Below are 14,890 nucleotides of genomic sequence, written 5' to 3'. Positions count from 1 at the left end.
TTCAACAAGACGACCAACGTCACCAAGCACATCGCCAACATCCACGCGGACAACCAGTCCGCGGCGCTCAACGACCACTCCTCCTACTCGGTCGCCGAGTCGCAGGCCTCGCAGTCGATCGTCGTCCAGCAGTAGCGCCGGCGTGATCCGGCCGTGGGGGGGGGGGGCCCCGAACCCCCCGGGGGGGGGCCCCCCCCCCCGAGGCCGCGGGGGACAGCGGGGGAGGGGGGGGGGGAGACATAATAAAAGAGTACGGGGCGGGCGCCCCCCGCCCCCGCCCCCCCTGTCTTCCGCGGACACCCTTCCGCGCGGGGGTCCCCGGCCCGGGGGGGGGGGCCGCCCGTACCAGCGGTGCGGTCCACCCCGACGGCCATGCCAGGGGGAAACGGGGAGGACGTGGGGGGAGACCACATATGACAGTGCTCGGAGACGGGCCCCCGACGCTGTACGACACCGGGCCGGTACCCGGGCCGGGCGGCTGGCCGGTGACGTACGAGCAGGTGGCGACGGGCAGCCTGCCGGTCGTCGAACAGCGGCTCGTGCCACGGCTGAGCGCGGGACTGCGACTGCACGGCGAGTACCAGGGATCGGGATTCACCGAGCCCAAGTACATCGCCCGTCGGGGGGACGGGCAGGTCGTCCAGCTGTCGCGGCTGCTGTACCTCGTGGCGTCGTCCGTGGACGGCGTGCGCGACACCGAGTCGATCGCCCACCGGGTGAGCGCGCGATTCGGCCGCGAGGTCAGCGGCGAGAACATCCGCTTCCTGGTGGAGAAGAAGCTCGAACCGCTCGGGGTGACGGTCCCCGAGGGCCAGGAGAGCGACGAGGTCGACGCCCCGCGCTCCGACCTGCTGCTCGCTCTCAAGGGCCACCGGATCGTCTTCGACGAGCGGCGTACGGCACGGATCGCGCGGACGTTCGCGTGGCTGCACCGGCCGGTCGTGGTCGCGGCCGTGCTGCTCACCACTGTCGCCATGGACGTATGGCTGTTCGGTTTCTTCGGGGCGATCGAGCCGGTCCTGGAGGTCCTCGACCAGCCGGTGCTGATCCTGATCGTCTTCGCCCTGACCGTGGCCTCGCTCGTCTTCCACGAGTTCGGCCACGCCTCCGCGTGCAGCTACGGCGGCGCCCGGCCCGGCTGCATCGGCTGCGGGATCTTCCTCATCTGGCCGTCGATGTACACGGACGTGACGGACGTGTACCGGATCGGGCGCGGCGGGCGGATCAGGACCGACCTCGGCGGGGTCTACTTCAACGTGGTCTTCATGCTCGGCATGGCCGGGCTGTACTTCGCCACGGGGGAGCAGTTCTTCCTGGCCGCGGTCTATCTCGGGCACTTCGAGATCCTCGAACAGCTGATGCCGGCGGTGCGCCTCGACGGCTACTACATCCTGGGCGACCTCGCCGGGGTCCCGGACCTCTACGGCAAGATCAGGCCGATCCTGCTCGGACTGGTCCCGGGCCGGAAGGGACGGGCCGCGCGCAAAGAGGTCGCCGGGCTGAAGAAGTCGGCGCGGACCGTCGTGGCCGCGTGGGTGCTCACCATGGTGCCGCTGATCATCGGCGAGATGGGCTACGCGCTGTGGAACCTGCCCCGGATCATCGCCACGATGACCCGGTCCATGGTCGATCAGTTCTCCGGCACCGGGGCGTCCTTCGCGGACGGCCGGGTCGTCGAGGGGCTCGTCGGGGTGCTGGGCTGTGTGATGCTGCTGATCCCGATGGGCGGTGTCGCCTATCTCTCCGTGAAGATCGGGGGTCGGCTCCTGCGGGCCGCGAAGCGGTCGACGGCGGGGCGGCCCCGGTTGCGGGTGGCGCTGTGCGCGGTGGTCCTCGCCGGGCTGGCCGGTCTCGGCTACGCGTGGACGTCCGGACTGACGCCCCAGCCGCTGCCGAAGAAGCCCCCGATCGCGCCGATCCTGCAGCCCGGGGTGTCGACGGAGGAACCAGGGCCCCGGCAGGCCACGACCCCGGACGGCGACGCCTCGACGTCGGGCACGGACACCTCGGACGACCCGGCGGGCACCGGTCCCGGCGCGGGCTCATCCCCGGCGGCGGGCCGCTCGGCGGGCTCCGACGCGCCCACCCCGGGGACGTCATCCGACGCCTCTGCGTCCGCCGCGCCGGCGTCGTCCGCGACAGCACCGGGCTCGGCGTCGGGGGGTTCCTCCCGCGGGCCGGCGTCCCCGGCGCTGGGCACGTCGGCGGCTCCGGAAGCGTCGTCACCGGGCACGGACCCCTCGACCCCCGTCTCGTCCCCGACCCCGTCGGAGAGCATCCCGCCCTCACCCGTCGAGACACCGTCACCATCAGCGGCCAGTGGGTCACCGGGGGCGTCCTGAGGGGGAGGGTGACACGGGGCAGCGGCCCGACCGGTGGTCGGCGGTGGCCCGCCTTCGGGTGGCAACCGCCTGCAACCGCCCTTGCCCGAGACCGAGTTGGCCGACGGCCGGGGAGGGCCGGTGGCCGCCTGCCGCCGTGGCCCGACGGTTTCGTCTCCCCGCCGTGGGCCGACGGTTCCGTCTCCCGCCTCGCCCCCCTTGCCCGTCGCCCCTCGCCCCTCGCCCCCCTTGGCCGTCGCCCCTCGCCGGGGTGCCCGCGACCCCCGTCCTCCCCACACCCGCCCCACCCCAGCACCCGTACTCATCCATCAACCCAAGGAGACCCTCTTGAGCAGCCACCGAAAACCCCGCACCCCCAGCCCGTTGACCCGGCGTGCCGTTCGTGTGGGGCTGTTCGCCGCCGGTGTCGCCGGTGTGGCGACCGCCGTGCCGGCGCAGGCCGCCACCGGAGGGACCGCCACCAGCGGGACCAAGGTCGCCGTCGCGTCGGACCACGTCTTCAGCCACGCCGACCGCCACGACCACACCGAGGAGAAGGACTCGTTCACCATCCGGCAGTTCGGCAAGGTGACCGCCGCCTCCGTGCGCAACCAGGCCAACGCGGTCTCGGCGGGCTGCACCGCCGACGACGACTGCCGGTCCGTCGCGCTGTCGTTCCAGATCGTCACCGTGGCGGGCGAGCACACCCGACTGAACGCCGTGAACCTCAGCGACGCCGCCAACAAGCGCTGCACCGGCTGCCAGACCCTGGCCGGCGCCTACCAGTTCGTGGTCTCCACGCCCGCCCCGCTCACCCTCGACTCCGCCCACCGCCGCCAACTCGCCGACATCCAGCGCCGGCTGGACGCCCTGACCCGCTCCGACGTCCCCGCGACCGATCTGCGCACGCGCGCCGACGCCCTCGCCGCCGAGGTCAACACGGTCCTCCAGGACGCCGTCGCCGACGCCCCGAAGGGGGACGCGCAGCAGGACGTCACCATGCACCGCCACCTGGACGGCTGGCCCAGCCGCTGACCCGGCCGGCCGTCCGGCCCGCGGCAACCGCCGGTGGGCCGGACGGCCGCGCGCAACCGTTGACATCGGCAGACCCCGGGCGCAAACTCAGCACACTCAGGTGAAAAAAACTTCACTGTGCGAACGCCGGCAAGGGCAGCGGCAAAGAACAGCATTGAAGAACAACGGCATCCGAAGGGACCGCTCGATGCGTACCACCGTCGGCATCATCGGAGCCGGCCCCGCCGGCCTCCTCCTGGCCAGGCTCCTCCACAACGCCGGCATCGACTCGGTCGTCCTGGAGAGCCGCGACCGCGCCTACGTCGAGCACCGCCAGCGCGCGGGGATCCTGGAGCAGGGCACGGTCGACGTCCTGCGCGCGGCCGGCGCCGCAGAGCGCATGGACCGCGACGGACTCCCGCACGACGGCATCGAGCTGCGCTACGACAGGAAGCGCCACCGCGTCGACTTCCCCGGCCTCACCGGCGGCCGGTCCGTGATGGTCTACGCCCAGACCGAGGTCTGCAAGGACCTCATCGCGCTCCAGCTGAAGGACGGCGGCCCGCTGCTGTTCGAGGCGGAGGCCCTGGCCGTCGAGGGTGCCGACACCGACACCCCGCGCGTCCGGTTCCGGCACGAGGGCCGCGAGGACGTCCTGGAGTGCGAGTACGTCGTCGGCTGCGACGGCTTCTGGGGAGTGGCGAGGAAGGCGGTCCCCGCCGAACTGACCCAGGTCTTCGAGCGGACGTACCCCTTCGCCTGGCTCGGCATCCTCGCCGACGTCCCGCCCTCCCACGGCGAACTCGTCTACGCCCGCCACGACCGCGGCTTCGCCCTGCTGTCCATGCGCTCCCCGTCCGTCTCCCGCCTCTACCTCCAGGTCCCCGCGGGCACGGACGCGGAGAGCTGGGGCGACGAGGGGATCTGGGACGAGCTGGAGCGCCGCTTCGAGACGGACGACGACTGGAAGCTGGAGCGGGGACCGATCACCCAGAAGTCCGTCACCCCGATGCGCTCCTACGTCCACGAGCCCATGCGGTACGGCCTTCTCTTCCTCGCCGGCGACGCGGCGCACATCGTCCCGCCCACCGGCGCCAAGGGCCTGAACCTCGCCGTCGGGGACGTCGTGACCTTCGCGAGGGCGCTGGCGTATCAGCGGGAGACCGGTTCGGCCGAGCGCCTCGACGCCTACTCCGAGACCTGCCTGCGCCGGGTGTGGCAGGCCGAACGGTTCTCGTACGACATGACGAGCCTCCTGCACCGGGCGCCCGACGCCACTGCCTTCGAGGACCGGATGCAGCTGGCCCGGCTGGAGCGGATCGCCGGGTCGCGGGCCGCCGAGACCGACCTCGCCGAGGGGTACACCGGCTTCCCCTTCGGGTGAGGCCCCTCCGGTGCCGGGAATCACGCGTACGCGTAGCGTGTTGGCCGACACAACGAGGGAAGATCCTCCTCAAGCACTAGGGTCATTCCTTTGCCTACCCATTACTCTTGAGGGCAAGGTCCACACACGGTGGCCATGGAGGAGTGAAATGAGGAGCAGCAACCCGGTCTTCTCGCGACGGGGGTTCAGCCGCGACAACGGCTACGCGGGCTTCAACACCGCGCCGCAGGCCGGGGCCGCAGCCGTGGGCACGCAGGGCAGCCCCTACGCGCAGCCGCAGGGCAACCCGTACGCGACCAACCCCTATGCCCAGGACCTTCAGCAGGGCGCGCCGCCGCAGACCCCGGTGACCACCGGCCGGATGACGATGGACGACGTCGTCCTGCGCACCGGCACCACGCTCGGCATCCTGATCGTCACGGCCGCCCTCGCCTGGGCGCTGCTGCCCGTCGACGACGCCAACATCGGCCGCTCGTACGGCATCGGCATCGGCGCCGCGTTGATCGGCATGGTCCTGGCGCTCGTGCAGTCCTTCAAGCGCAAGGCCTCGCCCGCGCTGATCGTGTCGTACGCCGCGTTCGAGGGCGTGTTCCTCGGCGTCGTCTCCAGCGTGGTCGACAACCGCATCGCGAGCGGCGCGGCCATGCAGGCCGTGATCGGCACGCTGGCCGTCTTCGCCGCGGTGCTCGTGGCGTACAAGGCCGGCTGGATCCGCGTCAACCGGCGGTTCTACGGCTTCGTCATGGCGGCCGCGCTCGGCTTCATGCTGCTGATGGTGGTCAACCTGCTGTTCGCCGTCTTCGGCGGCGGTGACGGCCTCGGCTTCCGTAGCGGCGGGCTCGGCATCCTGTTCGGCATCATCGGCGTCCTGCTCGGCGCGTGCTTCCTCGCCCTCGACTTCAAGCAGGTCGAGGACGGCATCGCCTACGGCGCCCCGCGCGAGGAGGCGTGGCTGGCCGCGTTCGGTCTCACGCTGACGCTGGTGTGGATCTACATGGAGTTCCTGCGGCTCGTCGCGATCCTCAACAGCAGCGACTAGTCCTCGACGGTCGTACGGTTCGTACGGCGAAGGGCCCTCGGTTGCGACCGGGGGCCCTTCCGTATGTGCGCAGCTCAGAAGTACCTGCGCGCGGCCCTCCTCAGGTCGTACTCGTGGATGATCGCCTTGGCGTGGCCGTACGCGAGGTTGTGTTCGTGACGGAGCCAGCTGACCTTTTCCTCGAAGCGGAAGAGAGCCGGGCCTTCGTCGACGGTGCGGAGCCAGTCGGAGACTTCACGACCGGTGCAATGGGGGATGCGGGCGAGCATGTTGCGGTGGGTCTCCTCGGAGAGGACGTGGGACATCGGCGCCTCCGGACGCAAAGGGGATGTAAGCCGGTCCTTCAGGTCACCGTGCCTGAGCGTTCGCCCGTTGGCAACAGTCCCGGTGGGACACGTACGGTTGGCCGGTGGCTGATACTTCGCGTCTGACCCGGGCTGTGGACCACTTCGCCGACCGTCTGCGGGCCGCTCCGCAGAGCCGGCTGCAACGCGGCGCCGCCGCCGAAGCGCTGGGCCTGGCCCGGGAGTTCGCCCGCCGGACGCAGTCCCTGGAGGAGCCGGGGGCCGAGCCGCGCGAGATGCCGGACGCGGGCATGTTCGCCGCCGCCGACCAGATCACCGTGGCCGTGCACGACTTGGCCCTCGTCCTGACGGACGAGGGCCAAGTGGAAGAAGCACTGGAACTGGTGGCACAGGCCCAGCGGCGTGCCGGAGTGTGACTCCTGTACGGCGGTGGGACTTCTGTACCGCGCTGTGACTCCTGCGCCGGACTGTGACTCCTGCGCCGGACTGTGACTCCTACAGGGACGCTATGACCCGGTCCGCCAGGATGTAGACGTTCTCCTCGCCGCAGGCGAACGTCAGCGTGTACGCGCCCGAGACGCCCGAACCGCCCAGCAGCACCGGGGTCTCGCCCGCGCGCAGGGCCGCCGAGAGGCGTTCGGCCGTCTCGCGGTGGCCCGGGGTCATGCACAGGGTCGTGCCGTCGGCGAAGACGTAGACGTCCAGGGTGCCGAGGGGACCCGGGCGGACGTCGGCCAGTTCGGTGCCGGAGGCGGCGAGATCCTCCAGCGTGGCCACCGTGCGTTCGTGGTCGCCCACGGTCGGTGAGCTGACGGGCACGAAGTCCGGGTGGGAGGGGTGGCGGCGCCGGGCCGCGGCCAGTTCGGGGCTCTCCCCGGCGAACTCGTCCGCGTCGGCCGAGGACTCCGACACCGACTCCAGCGGCTCCAGGCCCACGAAATCGGCCTGCCGGGGCAGGAACAGCTCGCTGTCGGGCAGGCCGAGCAGCGAGGGCGCGTCGGAGGCCTCACGGGCCTCCTGGGCGGCCCAGAAGGCCCGCGCCTCGGCGAGCTCACGCTCGCGCTCCTCGGCGAGGGCCTCGGCCACGGCGGCGCGTATCTCGCCGACGTCAGCGGCGGGACGTGCGGCCGGCACGAGCCCCCGCACGGAGGCGGGGTTGTTCCTGGCGAGCTCGGTGTGCAGGGCGGCGACCTGTCGGCGCAGCACCATGAGGGTGCGCAGAACAGCGACGCCCACGGCGCCCGTGGCGGCCGTGGTGACCAGCAAGGCGATCGGCATGGCGCTCACTGACGTACTCCCGGTTCAAAGTCGACCCCCGACTTCCTACATCAGCTTGAAGGGCGGACTATCCAGCTGTCAGTGCGTAACGTCACGAATCGGACAGGGCTTTGGGTCCGGGGTTCGTGGTGAAACGGCTCTGAGCTGCGCAAATCCCTCTGGGGAGGGAGATAGGTCACATCCTGAGGGAGATTGGATCACAAATCGGCCCAGAACCTTGGAGTTTCCCGGGTTCTGGGCCGAAGGGTGACACTGGGTTCCCGTGCGGACACGGAGAGTTGAACAGATCAGCTCAGGCGCTCGATGACCATCGCCATGCCCTGACCGCCGCCCACGCACATGGTCTCCAGACCGAACTGCTTGTCGTGGAACTGGAGGGAGTTGATGAGCGTGCCGGTGATCCGGGCGCCGGTCATGCCGAAGGGGTGGCCGACGGCGATCGCGCCGCCGTTCACGTTCAGCTTCTCCAGCGGGATGTTCAACTCGCGGTAGGAGGGGATCACCTGGGCGGCGAACGCCTCGTTGATCTCGACCAGGTCGATGTCGTCGATCGTGAGGCCGGCGCGGCGCAGGGCCTGGTTCGACGCGTCCACGGGACCGAGCCCCATGATCTCGGGGGACAGCCCCGAGACGCCGGTCGAGACGATGCGGGCCAGCGGGGTGAGGCCGAGCTCGCGGGCCTTGGTGTCGGACATGATCACGACCGCGGCGGCACCGTCGTTGAGCGGGCAGCAGTTGGCGGCGGTGACCAGGCCGTCGGGGCGGAAGACCGGCTTGAGGCCCTGGACGCCTTCGAGCGTGACACCGGCGCGAGGGCCGTCGTCCTTGGAGACGACCGTGCCGTCGGGCAGCGTGACCGGGGTGATCTCGCGCTCCCAGAAGCCGTTCTTGATGGCTTCCTCGGCGAGGTTCTGCGAGCGGACGCCGAACTCGTCCATGTCCTGGCGGGTGATGCCCTTGAGGCGGGCCAGGTTCTCGGCGGTCTGGCCCATCGCGATGTACGGGTCGGGGAGCAGGCCGTCCTCGCGCGGGTCGTGCCAGGTCGTGCCCTCCTGGGCGGCGGTGGCCGCGGTGCGGGCCTGCGCCTCGGCGAAGAGCGGGTTGGTGGTGTCCGGGAGGCCGTCCGAGCTGCCCTTGGCGTAGCGGGAGACCGTCTCGACGCCGGCCGAGATGAAGACGTCGCCCTCACCGGCCTTGATTGCGTGCAGGGCCATGCGGCTCGTCTGCAGCGAGGAGGAACAGTAACGGGTGATCGTGCAGCCCGGCAGGTGGTCCATGCCCATCTGCACGGCGACGATGCGGCCCAGGTTGTAGCCCTGCTCGCCGCCGGGGAGGCCGCAGCCGAGCATCAGGTCGTCGATGTCGCGCGGGTCCAGCTCGGGGACCTTGGCGAGGGCGGCCTGGATGATCGTGGCGGTGAGGTCGTCGGGGCGCAGGTCCTTGAGCGAGCCCTTGACGGCGCGGCCGATGGGGGAGCGGGCGGTCGAGACGATCACGGCTTCGGGCATCACGGCTCCAAACAAGAAGGGGTGGCGCGTAGCGCCTCGTTGAGGGGCGGTGGTCGGGCGGCGGGTGGGAGTACAGGGTGTTCTTCCGACTGGGCTGCTTGGGAAGTTACCCGTACGTATGGCCTGGGTCACGGGGATGGCGGTGTGACCTATGTCTAAGCGCTTGCTTTTCTTCGGTCGACCATCCCTTTCTCCCGTCGGTCGCCCCTTTCTCTCGCTGGCCGCCCCGCCGCACCCACCCGGACCCCGCTCCTCACACGCCGGACGGACGGGGACCGCCGGGACCGGCGTTCGCGGCAGGAGCCGGCTCCGTCGCCCGCACCCGCCGCCTCCGCCGGCGCTTCAGTAGCGCCCAGGGTCCCGTCGGACCCGTCGGCATCGCGGCCGCGACCTCCGTACCGGCCTCGGAGGCCGCCTCCGCCGCCGCCCTCGCCACCGGCAGGAAGCCCTCGCGGCGGGAGACGTCCGGGCGGTCCTCGTCGGCCGGCCACAGGCTCAGGGCCGCACACACCGTCGGCAGCACCGCCATCGCCGCCGTCGCGTACCCCTCCGCCGAGGGGTGGTAGTGGTCCGGGCCGAACAGCTCGCGCGGATTCGCCTCGAACTCCGGGCCCAGCAGATCCCCCAGCGACACCGTGCGACCGCCCTGTTCCACCGCGCCGATCGTCTGGGCCGCCGCCAGCTGACGCGAGGCCCGGCGGGCCACCCACCGCAGCGGCTGCTGGACCGGCTCGATCGTGCCCAGGTCGGGACAGGTGCCGACCACGACCTCGGCACCTGCCGTACGCAGCCGCCGTACCGCCGAGGACAGATGCCGCACCGAACGCGTCGCCGGCATCCGGTGCGTGACGTCGTTCGCGCCGATCATGATCACGCAGATGTCCGGGACCCGCTCGGGGTCCGCCAGCGTCAGCGCCACCTGACGGTCCAGGTCGTCCGAGGTGGCCCCGGGGAGGGCGACATTACGGAGCTCCACCGGGCGCTCCGCCACCGCAGCCAGCCCGGACGCCAGCAGCGCGCCCGGCGTCTGGCCCGCCCGGTTGACCCCCTGGCCCGCGGCCGTCGAGTCGCCCAGCATGGTCAGCCGCAGGGGCGGATCGCCCGCGCCGGCATAGACGTGGCCGTACCGGCCCTCGGCCTGCGGGACGTGCGGCGCCCTGCCGTTGCCCACCTGCCGCCTGGCCAGCCGCGCCTCCGCCAGCAACAGGCCCATGGCCGCCGCGCCGACCAGGCCGATCCCGCCGCCGCCGTATGCCGCGCCGGCCGCGATCCGCCGGGCCACCCTCGCCCTCGACATGCTCGTCATACGTCGCCGCCACCTCCGTCGTACCCGCTACACCCACTCCTTGCCCCGCACGCACGGTGGCCCAATCCCCACGGGGAGTGAACGGCCGTCATGGCGCCCGATCAGGCCATAGGCTGGCTGGACCACCAGGCCCACTTCTTTTGCAAGCATCCGGAGACAACGGTGCAATTCCACGACTCGATGATCAGCCTCGTCGGCAACACCCCGCTCGTGAGGCTCAACAGCGTGACCAAGGGCATCAAGGCGACCGTCCTGGCCAAGGTCGAGTACTTCAACCCCGGCGGCTCCGTGAAGGACCGCATCGCCCTGCGCATGATCGAGGCGGCGGAGGAGAGCGGCGCGCTGAAGCCCGGGGGCACCATCGTCGAGCCGACCAGCGGAAACACCGGGGTCGGACTCGCCATCGTGGCGCAGCAGAAGGGGTACAAGTGCATCTTCGTGTGCCCCGACAAGGTGTCCACGGACAAGATCAACGTCCTGCGGGCCTACGGCGCCGAGGTCGTCGTCTGCCCGACCGCCGTGGACCCCGAGCACCCGGACTCCTACTACAACGTCTCCGACCGGCTGGTGCGTGAGACGCCCGGTGCGTGGAAGCCCGACCAGTACTCCAACCCCAACAACCCGCTCTCGCACTATCACTCCACCGGCCCCGAGCTGTGGGAGCAGACGGAGGGGAAGATCACCCACTTCGTGACGGGCGTCGGCACCGGCGGCACCATCTCCGGCACCGGCCGGTACCTGAAGGACGCCAGCGACGGCGGGGTCCAGGTCATCGGCGCCGACCCCGAGGGGTCCGTGTACTCCGGCGGGTCCGGGAGGCCGTATCTCGTCGAGGGCGTCGGTGAGGACTTCTGGCCGACCGCCTACGACCGCACGGTCGCCGACGAGATCATCGCCGTCTCCGACAAGGACTCCTTCCAGATGACCCGCCGCCTCGCCAAGGAGGAGGGCCTCCTGGTGGGCGGCTCCTGCGGCATGGCCGTCGTCGCGGCCCTGCGGGTCGCCGAACGCCTAGACGAGAACGGCGTCGTGGTGGTCCTGCTCCCGGACAGCGGGCGCGGGTACCTCTCGAAGATCTTCAACGACGAGTGGATGGCCGACTACGGCTTCCTGGAGGACGAGGGTCCCAGCGCCCGCGTCGCCGACGTCCTGAACGACAAGGTGCACGGCGCCATCCCCTCCCTCGTCCATATGCACCCGGACGAGACGGTCGGCGAGGCCATCGAGGTGCTTCGGGAGTACGGCGTCTCGCAGATGCCGATCGTCAAGCCGGGCGCCGGGCACCCGGACGTGATGGCCGCGGAGGTCGTCGGCTCGGTCGTCGAGCGCGAGCTGCTCGACGCCCTGTTCACCCAGCGGGCCTCGCTGGAGGACCCGCTGGAGAAGCACATGTCGCCTCCGCTGCCCCAGGTCGGCTCAGGCGAACCGGTCGGCGACCTGATGTCGGTCCTCGGCTCGGCGGACGCCGCGATCGTCCTCGTCGAGGGCAAGCCCACCGGAGTCATCAGCCGCCAGGACCTGCTGGCCTTCCTCGCCAAGGGCGGGAAGTAGCGGCAAACGTCCGGTGAACCCCGGATGACGGCGGCGGACTTGCGGTTTCCTACCGTAAGGGTGGACTTCGCGGAACTGGTACGAGGGCGTCACGTCCGCGCAGCACACGCTTAACACGGGTCCGGCACATTGGTGGATGTCGGCAGGGCGGGAGCGGCTCCCCGCCCCAGTCGGCGCCGAACGTCCAAGGACCTCCGGAGCGGCTCCCGGACCTCCATGGACGCCGGACGTGAGACCTGGCCTGACCCGGTCGACGTCCCTCGCGGGGACCGCCGTCGTCCCGCCCCCCGGTAACGGGGGTGCGGCGGTCCCCGCGCATATCTTTTCTACGCGCCTACGCCCCCGTGCTGGCCCAACTGCCCAGCAGCGCAAGCCTCTCCGCCGTCTCCGACCCCGGCTCCGGCGTGTACGCCACGAGCGTGAGGTCGGGGGTCTCCGGCAGGACCAGGGACTCGTACGGCAGGGTCAGCAGGCCCGCCACCGGGTGCCGGACGCGTTTGACGCCGTACATGCATGCCTTGACCTGGTGGTCGGCCCACAGTCGGCGGAAGTCCTCGCTCTTGAGGGACAGTTCGCCGACGAGGTCGCGCAATGCGGGGTCGTCGGGGTGGGCGCCCGCGTTCAGCCGCAGATGGGCCACGCTCTGGGAGGCGACCGCGGCGAAGTCGGGGTAGAGGTCGCGGCCCTCGGGTTCCAGGAAGAGCTGGCGGACGACGTTGCGGCGCACGGGAGCCATGCGGCTGTAGCCGCCCAGCGCGTCGGCGAGGGCGTTCCAGGCGAGCACGTCCATCCTGGGCCCGAGGACGAAGGCGGGGGTGCGGTCCATGCTGTCGAGCAGCAGTTGGACTCCGGGGCGCACGCGGGGCGCGGCCTCGCGGCGCGGGGCCGCCTTCTTCTTCGCCGGCCGGGCCACCGCACGCAGATAGGCGTGCTCGGTCTCGTCCAGGCGCAGCACGCGCGCGACCGCGTCCAGGACCGCGTCCGAGACCCTCGGCCCCCTGCCCTGCTCCAGCCGGATGTAGTAGTCGACACTCACTCCGGCGAGCTGCGCCACCTCCTCCCGGCGCAGGCCGGGCACGCGGCGCCTGCCGTGCGAGGCCAGCCCCACCTCCTCGGGCCGGATGCGGGCGCGGCGTGAGCGCAGGAAGTCTCCGAGGTCCCCGTCCATGGGCTCGATCGTAGGGGAGGCGCCGGTTTCCAACCTGGTACTGGCAGACCCAGGAAAAGCGCATCCCTGGGTACGGCTGCCCGGACGCCGCAGGGTGGTGGACGAGGCCGGGGAGCGACCCCGGCGGACATCCCACCGAGGAGTACAACGATGTCGTACGAGAATCTGGCCGGACGTATCGCCGTCGTCACCGGGGCGGCGAGCGGTATCGGCGAGGCCACGGCCGTACTGCTGGCCGCGCAGGGGACGCGGGTCGCGCTTCTCGCGCGGCGCGGTGAGCGGCTGGAGGCGATCGCCGGGAAGATCCGGGCCGACGGCGGGCAGGCGCTGGCCGTGGTCGCCGACGTCACCGACGACGCGTCCGTGGCGGCGGCCGTGGAGAACGTCCACGCGGCCTACGGCACCGTCGACCTGGTCGTGAACAACGCGGGTGTGATGCTGCCGAACCCGATCGCCGACGCCCGTGTCGACGAGTGGCAGCGGATGATCGACACCAATGTCACCGGTGTCCTGCGCGTCATCGGGGCCTTCGCCGGTGATCTGAACGAGGCGGCCGCGCAGGGTCGCAGCGCGGACCTGGTGAACGTCTCGTCCATCGGCGCGCACGTCACCAACTTCACCAACTACGCCGTGTACGGGGCGACGAAGGCCGCGGTCACCCATCTCTCGGCGCTGCTGCGCAACGAGTTCGGGCCGCGGGGGGTGCGGGTCACCAACATCGAGCCGGGGCTGACGGAGAGCGAGCTGGTCGATCACATCGGCGACGACGGGTTGCGGGAGCAGGTCGTCGGGATGGCCGAGGCGATGGGCACGCTGGCGGCCACGGACCTCGCCGACCTCGTCGCCTACGTCACCAGCCGACCGCGGCACGTCAACCTGCGCCAGGTCATGGCACTGCCGACCGCCCAGGTGTGAGCGGCGGGTCAGCCCTCCCAGTCGCTGCTCGGCGAGGACGGCTTCGCGCGCCGGCCGCGGAAGAGGTCCGGGTTGACGCGCAGTGCCTGGAAGGCGTTGACGCCGACGATGCCGACCCAGGAGACCAGCAGGCCGGGCAGGTGGGCGAGGGCGCCGCCGATCGCGGAGAGCGGGATCGCCAGCACCAGGGAGACGATGCCGAAGCCGAAGCGTTCGCCGAAGGAGTCGGTGGGCCTGGGCGAGCGGGCGCCCCGGGCCGTCACCATCTGCTGCTCGGCGAGCTGCCGGCGCAGGCGGCGGTCCACGGCGCCGTCGATCCGCTGGTCGACCTTCTCCAGGAACGAGTCGACCAGCGCGGACTCGTACTCCTCGCCCAGTTCCCTGCGGGCCTGCAGGGTGGCGTTGAGTTCCTTCTTGAGTTCGGGGTCCCGCTCATCCATTGGGGTCATGGAACCCACGGTAAGCAGGTGGAACGTCCGCTGCACTGGGGTTATCCCCCCTGTTGCGGCGGGGGTCCTTCCTAGTCCCCTTCCTACGCCGGCCCGTGCTGCTTCGCGTAGGCGTTCGCCACGTCCTCCGGGTCCTTCTTGTCGTTGTCGACCTGGCTGTTGAGCTGGGTGAGCTGCTCGGTGGTGAGGACGTTTCCGAGGCGGGCGAGCGCCTTGACCTCGGGCGCGGCGCCGATCCTGGAGTTGGGTGCGTACGACCGGGTCGACCGCGCCGAAGGGCTCGTCCATGAGGAGGACCGGCGGGTCGGCGGCGAGGGCGCGGGCGACCCCGAGCCGCTGCTGCTGGCCGCCGGAGAGCTGGTGCGGGTACCGCTTGCCGGCCTCGGCGGTCAGGCCGACGGTCTCCAGCAGTTCCGACGCCCGGGCGCGGGCCTTCTTGCGGCCGTGGCCGAGCAGGAGCGGGACGGTGGCGATGTTGTCCAGCACCGGCATGTCGAGGGTGAGATCGTGCACTGCTGTCGTGCCGTTGGGGAAGCGCTTGTGGACCGTGTCGAACTGGATCATGAGATGTCCCTTGCCCGACTGTATATCGTCATGCAGAGTTCTCTGTGGCTGAATAGATTGTCAACGGCTCGGTGTTGATCCGAGGTAA

General features: G+C 71.1%; 13 protein-coding genes and 2 pseudogenes. 7 read left to right on the top strand and 8 right to left on the bottom strand.

The genetic code is table 11. The features are described 5' to 3' along the window. Nucleotides 1-413: 413 nt before the first annotated feature. From ACFVYN_RS20850 to ACFVYN_RS20835, 4 genes are all read left to right on the top strand, one after another. A complete protein-coding gene (locus tag ACFVYN_RS20850) occupies nucleotides 414-2,342 on the top strand; it encodes a hypothetical protein (protein ID WP_390000613.1) in 1,929 nt (642 codons plus the stop codon). A 327-nt stretch (nucleotides 2,343-2,669) separates the two neighbouring features. Continuing rightward, complete coding sequence (locus ACFVYN_RS20845) at nucleotides 2,670-3,356, top strand: hypothetical protein (RefSeq protein ID WP_390000611.1); 687 nt, start codon at nucleotides 2,670-2,672, stop codon at nucleotides 3,354-3,356. Nucleotides 3,357-3,543: 187 nt separating this feature from the next. Then, nucleotides 3,544-4,719 carry a 4-hydroxybenzoate 3-monooxygenase gene (locus ACFVYN_RS20840; protein ID WP_390000608.1) on the top strand — a complete coding sequence of 392 codons (1,176 nt, stop codon included), beginning with the start codon at nucleotides 3,544-3,546 and terminating at the stop codon, nucleotides 4,717-4,719. Between the two features lie 148 nt (nucleotides 4,720-4,867). Continuing rightward, the gene (locus ACFVYN_RS20835) at nucleotides 4,868-5,758 is read left to right on the top strand and encodes a Bax inhibitor-1/YccA family protein (RefSeq protein ID WP_390000605.1); all 891 of its coding nucleotides are present in this window, start codon (nucleotides 4,868-4,870) and stop codon (nucleotides 5,756-5,758) included. Nucleotides 5,759-5,832: 74 nt separating this feature from the next. Here the strand turns inward: ACFVYN_RS20835 and ACFVYN_RS20830 are convergent, their stop codons facing one another. Next, entirely contained in the window at nucleotides 5,833-6,063 is a 231-nt protein-coding gene (locus ACFVYN_RS20830; RefSeq protein ID WP_020120819.1) for a DUF4287 domain-containing protein, read from the bottom strand. Between the two features lie 104 nt (nucleotides 6,064-6,167). On the opposite strand from ACFVYN_RS20830, the gene ACFVYN_RS20825 reads away from it, so the two are divergent. Further along, complete coding sequence (locus tag ACFVYN_RS20825) at nucleotides 6,168-6,479, top strand: hypothetical protein (RefSeq protein ID WP_390000602.1); 312 nt, start codon at nucleotides 6,168-6,170, stop codon at nucleotides 6,477-6,479. 79 nt (nucleotides 6,480-6,558) lie between these two features. Here the strand turns inward: ACFVYN_RS20825 and ACFVYN_RS20820 are convergent, their stop codons facing one another. The 3 genes from ACFVYN_RS20820 to ACFVYN_RS20810 all read right to left on the bottom strand — a co-directional run bounded on the left by ACFVYN_RS20820 (nucleotide 6,559) and on the right by ACFVYN_RS20810 (nucleotide 10,155). Further along, entirely contained in the window at nucleotides 6,559-7,341 is a 783-nt protein-coding gene (locus ACFVYN_RS20820) for a hypothetical protein (protein WP_390000641.1), read from the bottom strand. 287 nt (nucleotides 7,342-7,628) lie between these two features. Continuing rightward, the gene (locus ACFVYN_RS20815; RefSeq protein ID WP_390000599.1) at nucleotides 7,629-8,849 is read right to left on the bottom strand and encodes an acetyl-CoA C-acetyltransferase; all 1,221 of its coding nucleotides are present in this window, start codon (nucleotides 8,847-8,849) and stop codon (nucleotides 7,629-7,631) included. Nucleotides 8,850-9,102: 253 nt separating this feature from the next. Next, nucleotides 9,103-10,155, bottom strand: a complete 1,053-nt coding sequence (locus ACFVYN_RS20810; RefSeq protein WP_390000597.1) for an SGNH/GDSL hydrolase family protein — start codon at nucleotides 10,153-10,155, stop codon at nucleotides 9,103-9,105. Nucleotides 10,156-10,317: 162 nt separating this feature from the next. Between ACFVYN_RS20810 and ACFVYN_RS20805 the strand changes: the two genes are divergently transcribed. Continuing rightward, nucleotides 10,318-11,706: a cystathionine beta-synthase gene (locus ACFVYN_RS20805; RefSeq protein ID WP_390000594.1), complete on the top strand. Its 1,389-nt coding sequence runs from the start codon at nucleotides 10,318-10,320 to the stop codon at nucleotides 11,704-11,706. Between the two features lie 334 nt (nucleotides 11,707-12,040). Here the strand turns inward: ACFVYN_RS20805 and ACFVYN_RS20800 are convergent, their stop codons facing one another. Continuing rightward, nucleotides 12,041-12,874 carry a helix-turn-helix transcriptional regulator gene (locus tag ACFVYN_RS20800; protein ID WP_390000592.1) on the bottom strand — a complete coding sequence of 278 codons (834 nt, stop codon included), beginning with the start codon at nucleotides 12,872-12,874 and terminating at the stop codon, nucleotides 12,041-12,043. 150 nt (nucleotides 12,875-13,024) lie between these two features. On the opposite strand from ACFVYN_RS20800, the gene ACFVYN_RS20795 reads away from it, so the two are divergent. Further along, nucleotides 13,025-13,789, top strand: a complete 765-nt coding sequence (locus ACFVYN_RS20795; RefSeq protein ID WP_390000590.1) for an SDR family oxidoreductase — start codon at nucleotides 13,025-13,027, stop codon at nucleotides 13,787-13,789. An 8-nt stretch (nucleotides 13,790-13,797) separates the two neighbouring features. On the opposite strand, the gene ACFVYN_RS20790 is transcribed toward ACFVYN_RS20795, so the two are convergent. The 3 genes and pseudogenes from ACFVYN_RS20790 to ACFVYN_RS20780 form a co-directional block, all read right to left on the bottom strand. Further along, nucleotides 13,798-14,229 (bottom strand): hypothetical protein, encoded by a 432-nt coding sequence (locus ACFVYN_RS20790; RefSeq protein ID WP_390000638.1) that lies wholly within the window; start codon nucleotides 14,227-14,229, stop codon nucleotides 13,798-13,800. A 92-nt stretch (nucleotides 14,230-14,321) separates the two neighbouring features. Next, nucleotides 14,322-14,453 (bottom strand): annotated as a pseudogene (locus ACFVYN_RS20785) (glycine betaine ABC transporter substrate-binding protein); the annotation flags it as partial. Nucleotides 14,454-14,475: 22 nt separating this feature from the next. Next, nucleotides 14,476-14,730 (bottom strand): annotated as a pseudogene (locus ACFVYN_RS20780) (ATP-binding cassette domain-containing protein); the annotation flags it as partial. Nucleotides 14,731-14,890 lie beyond the last annotated feature (160 nt).

Origin of the sequence: Streptomyces sp. NPDC058307 (assembly GCF_042880295.1) — a bacterium.
Classification (GTDB): domain Bacteria; phylum Actinomycetota; class Actinomycetes; order Streptomycetales; family Streptomycetaceae; genus Streptomyces.
This window is presented reverse-complemented; position numbering and strand designations above follow the sequence as displayed.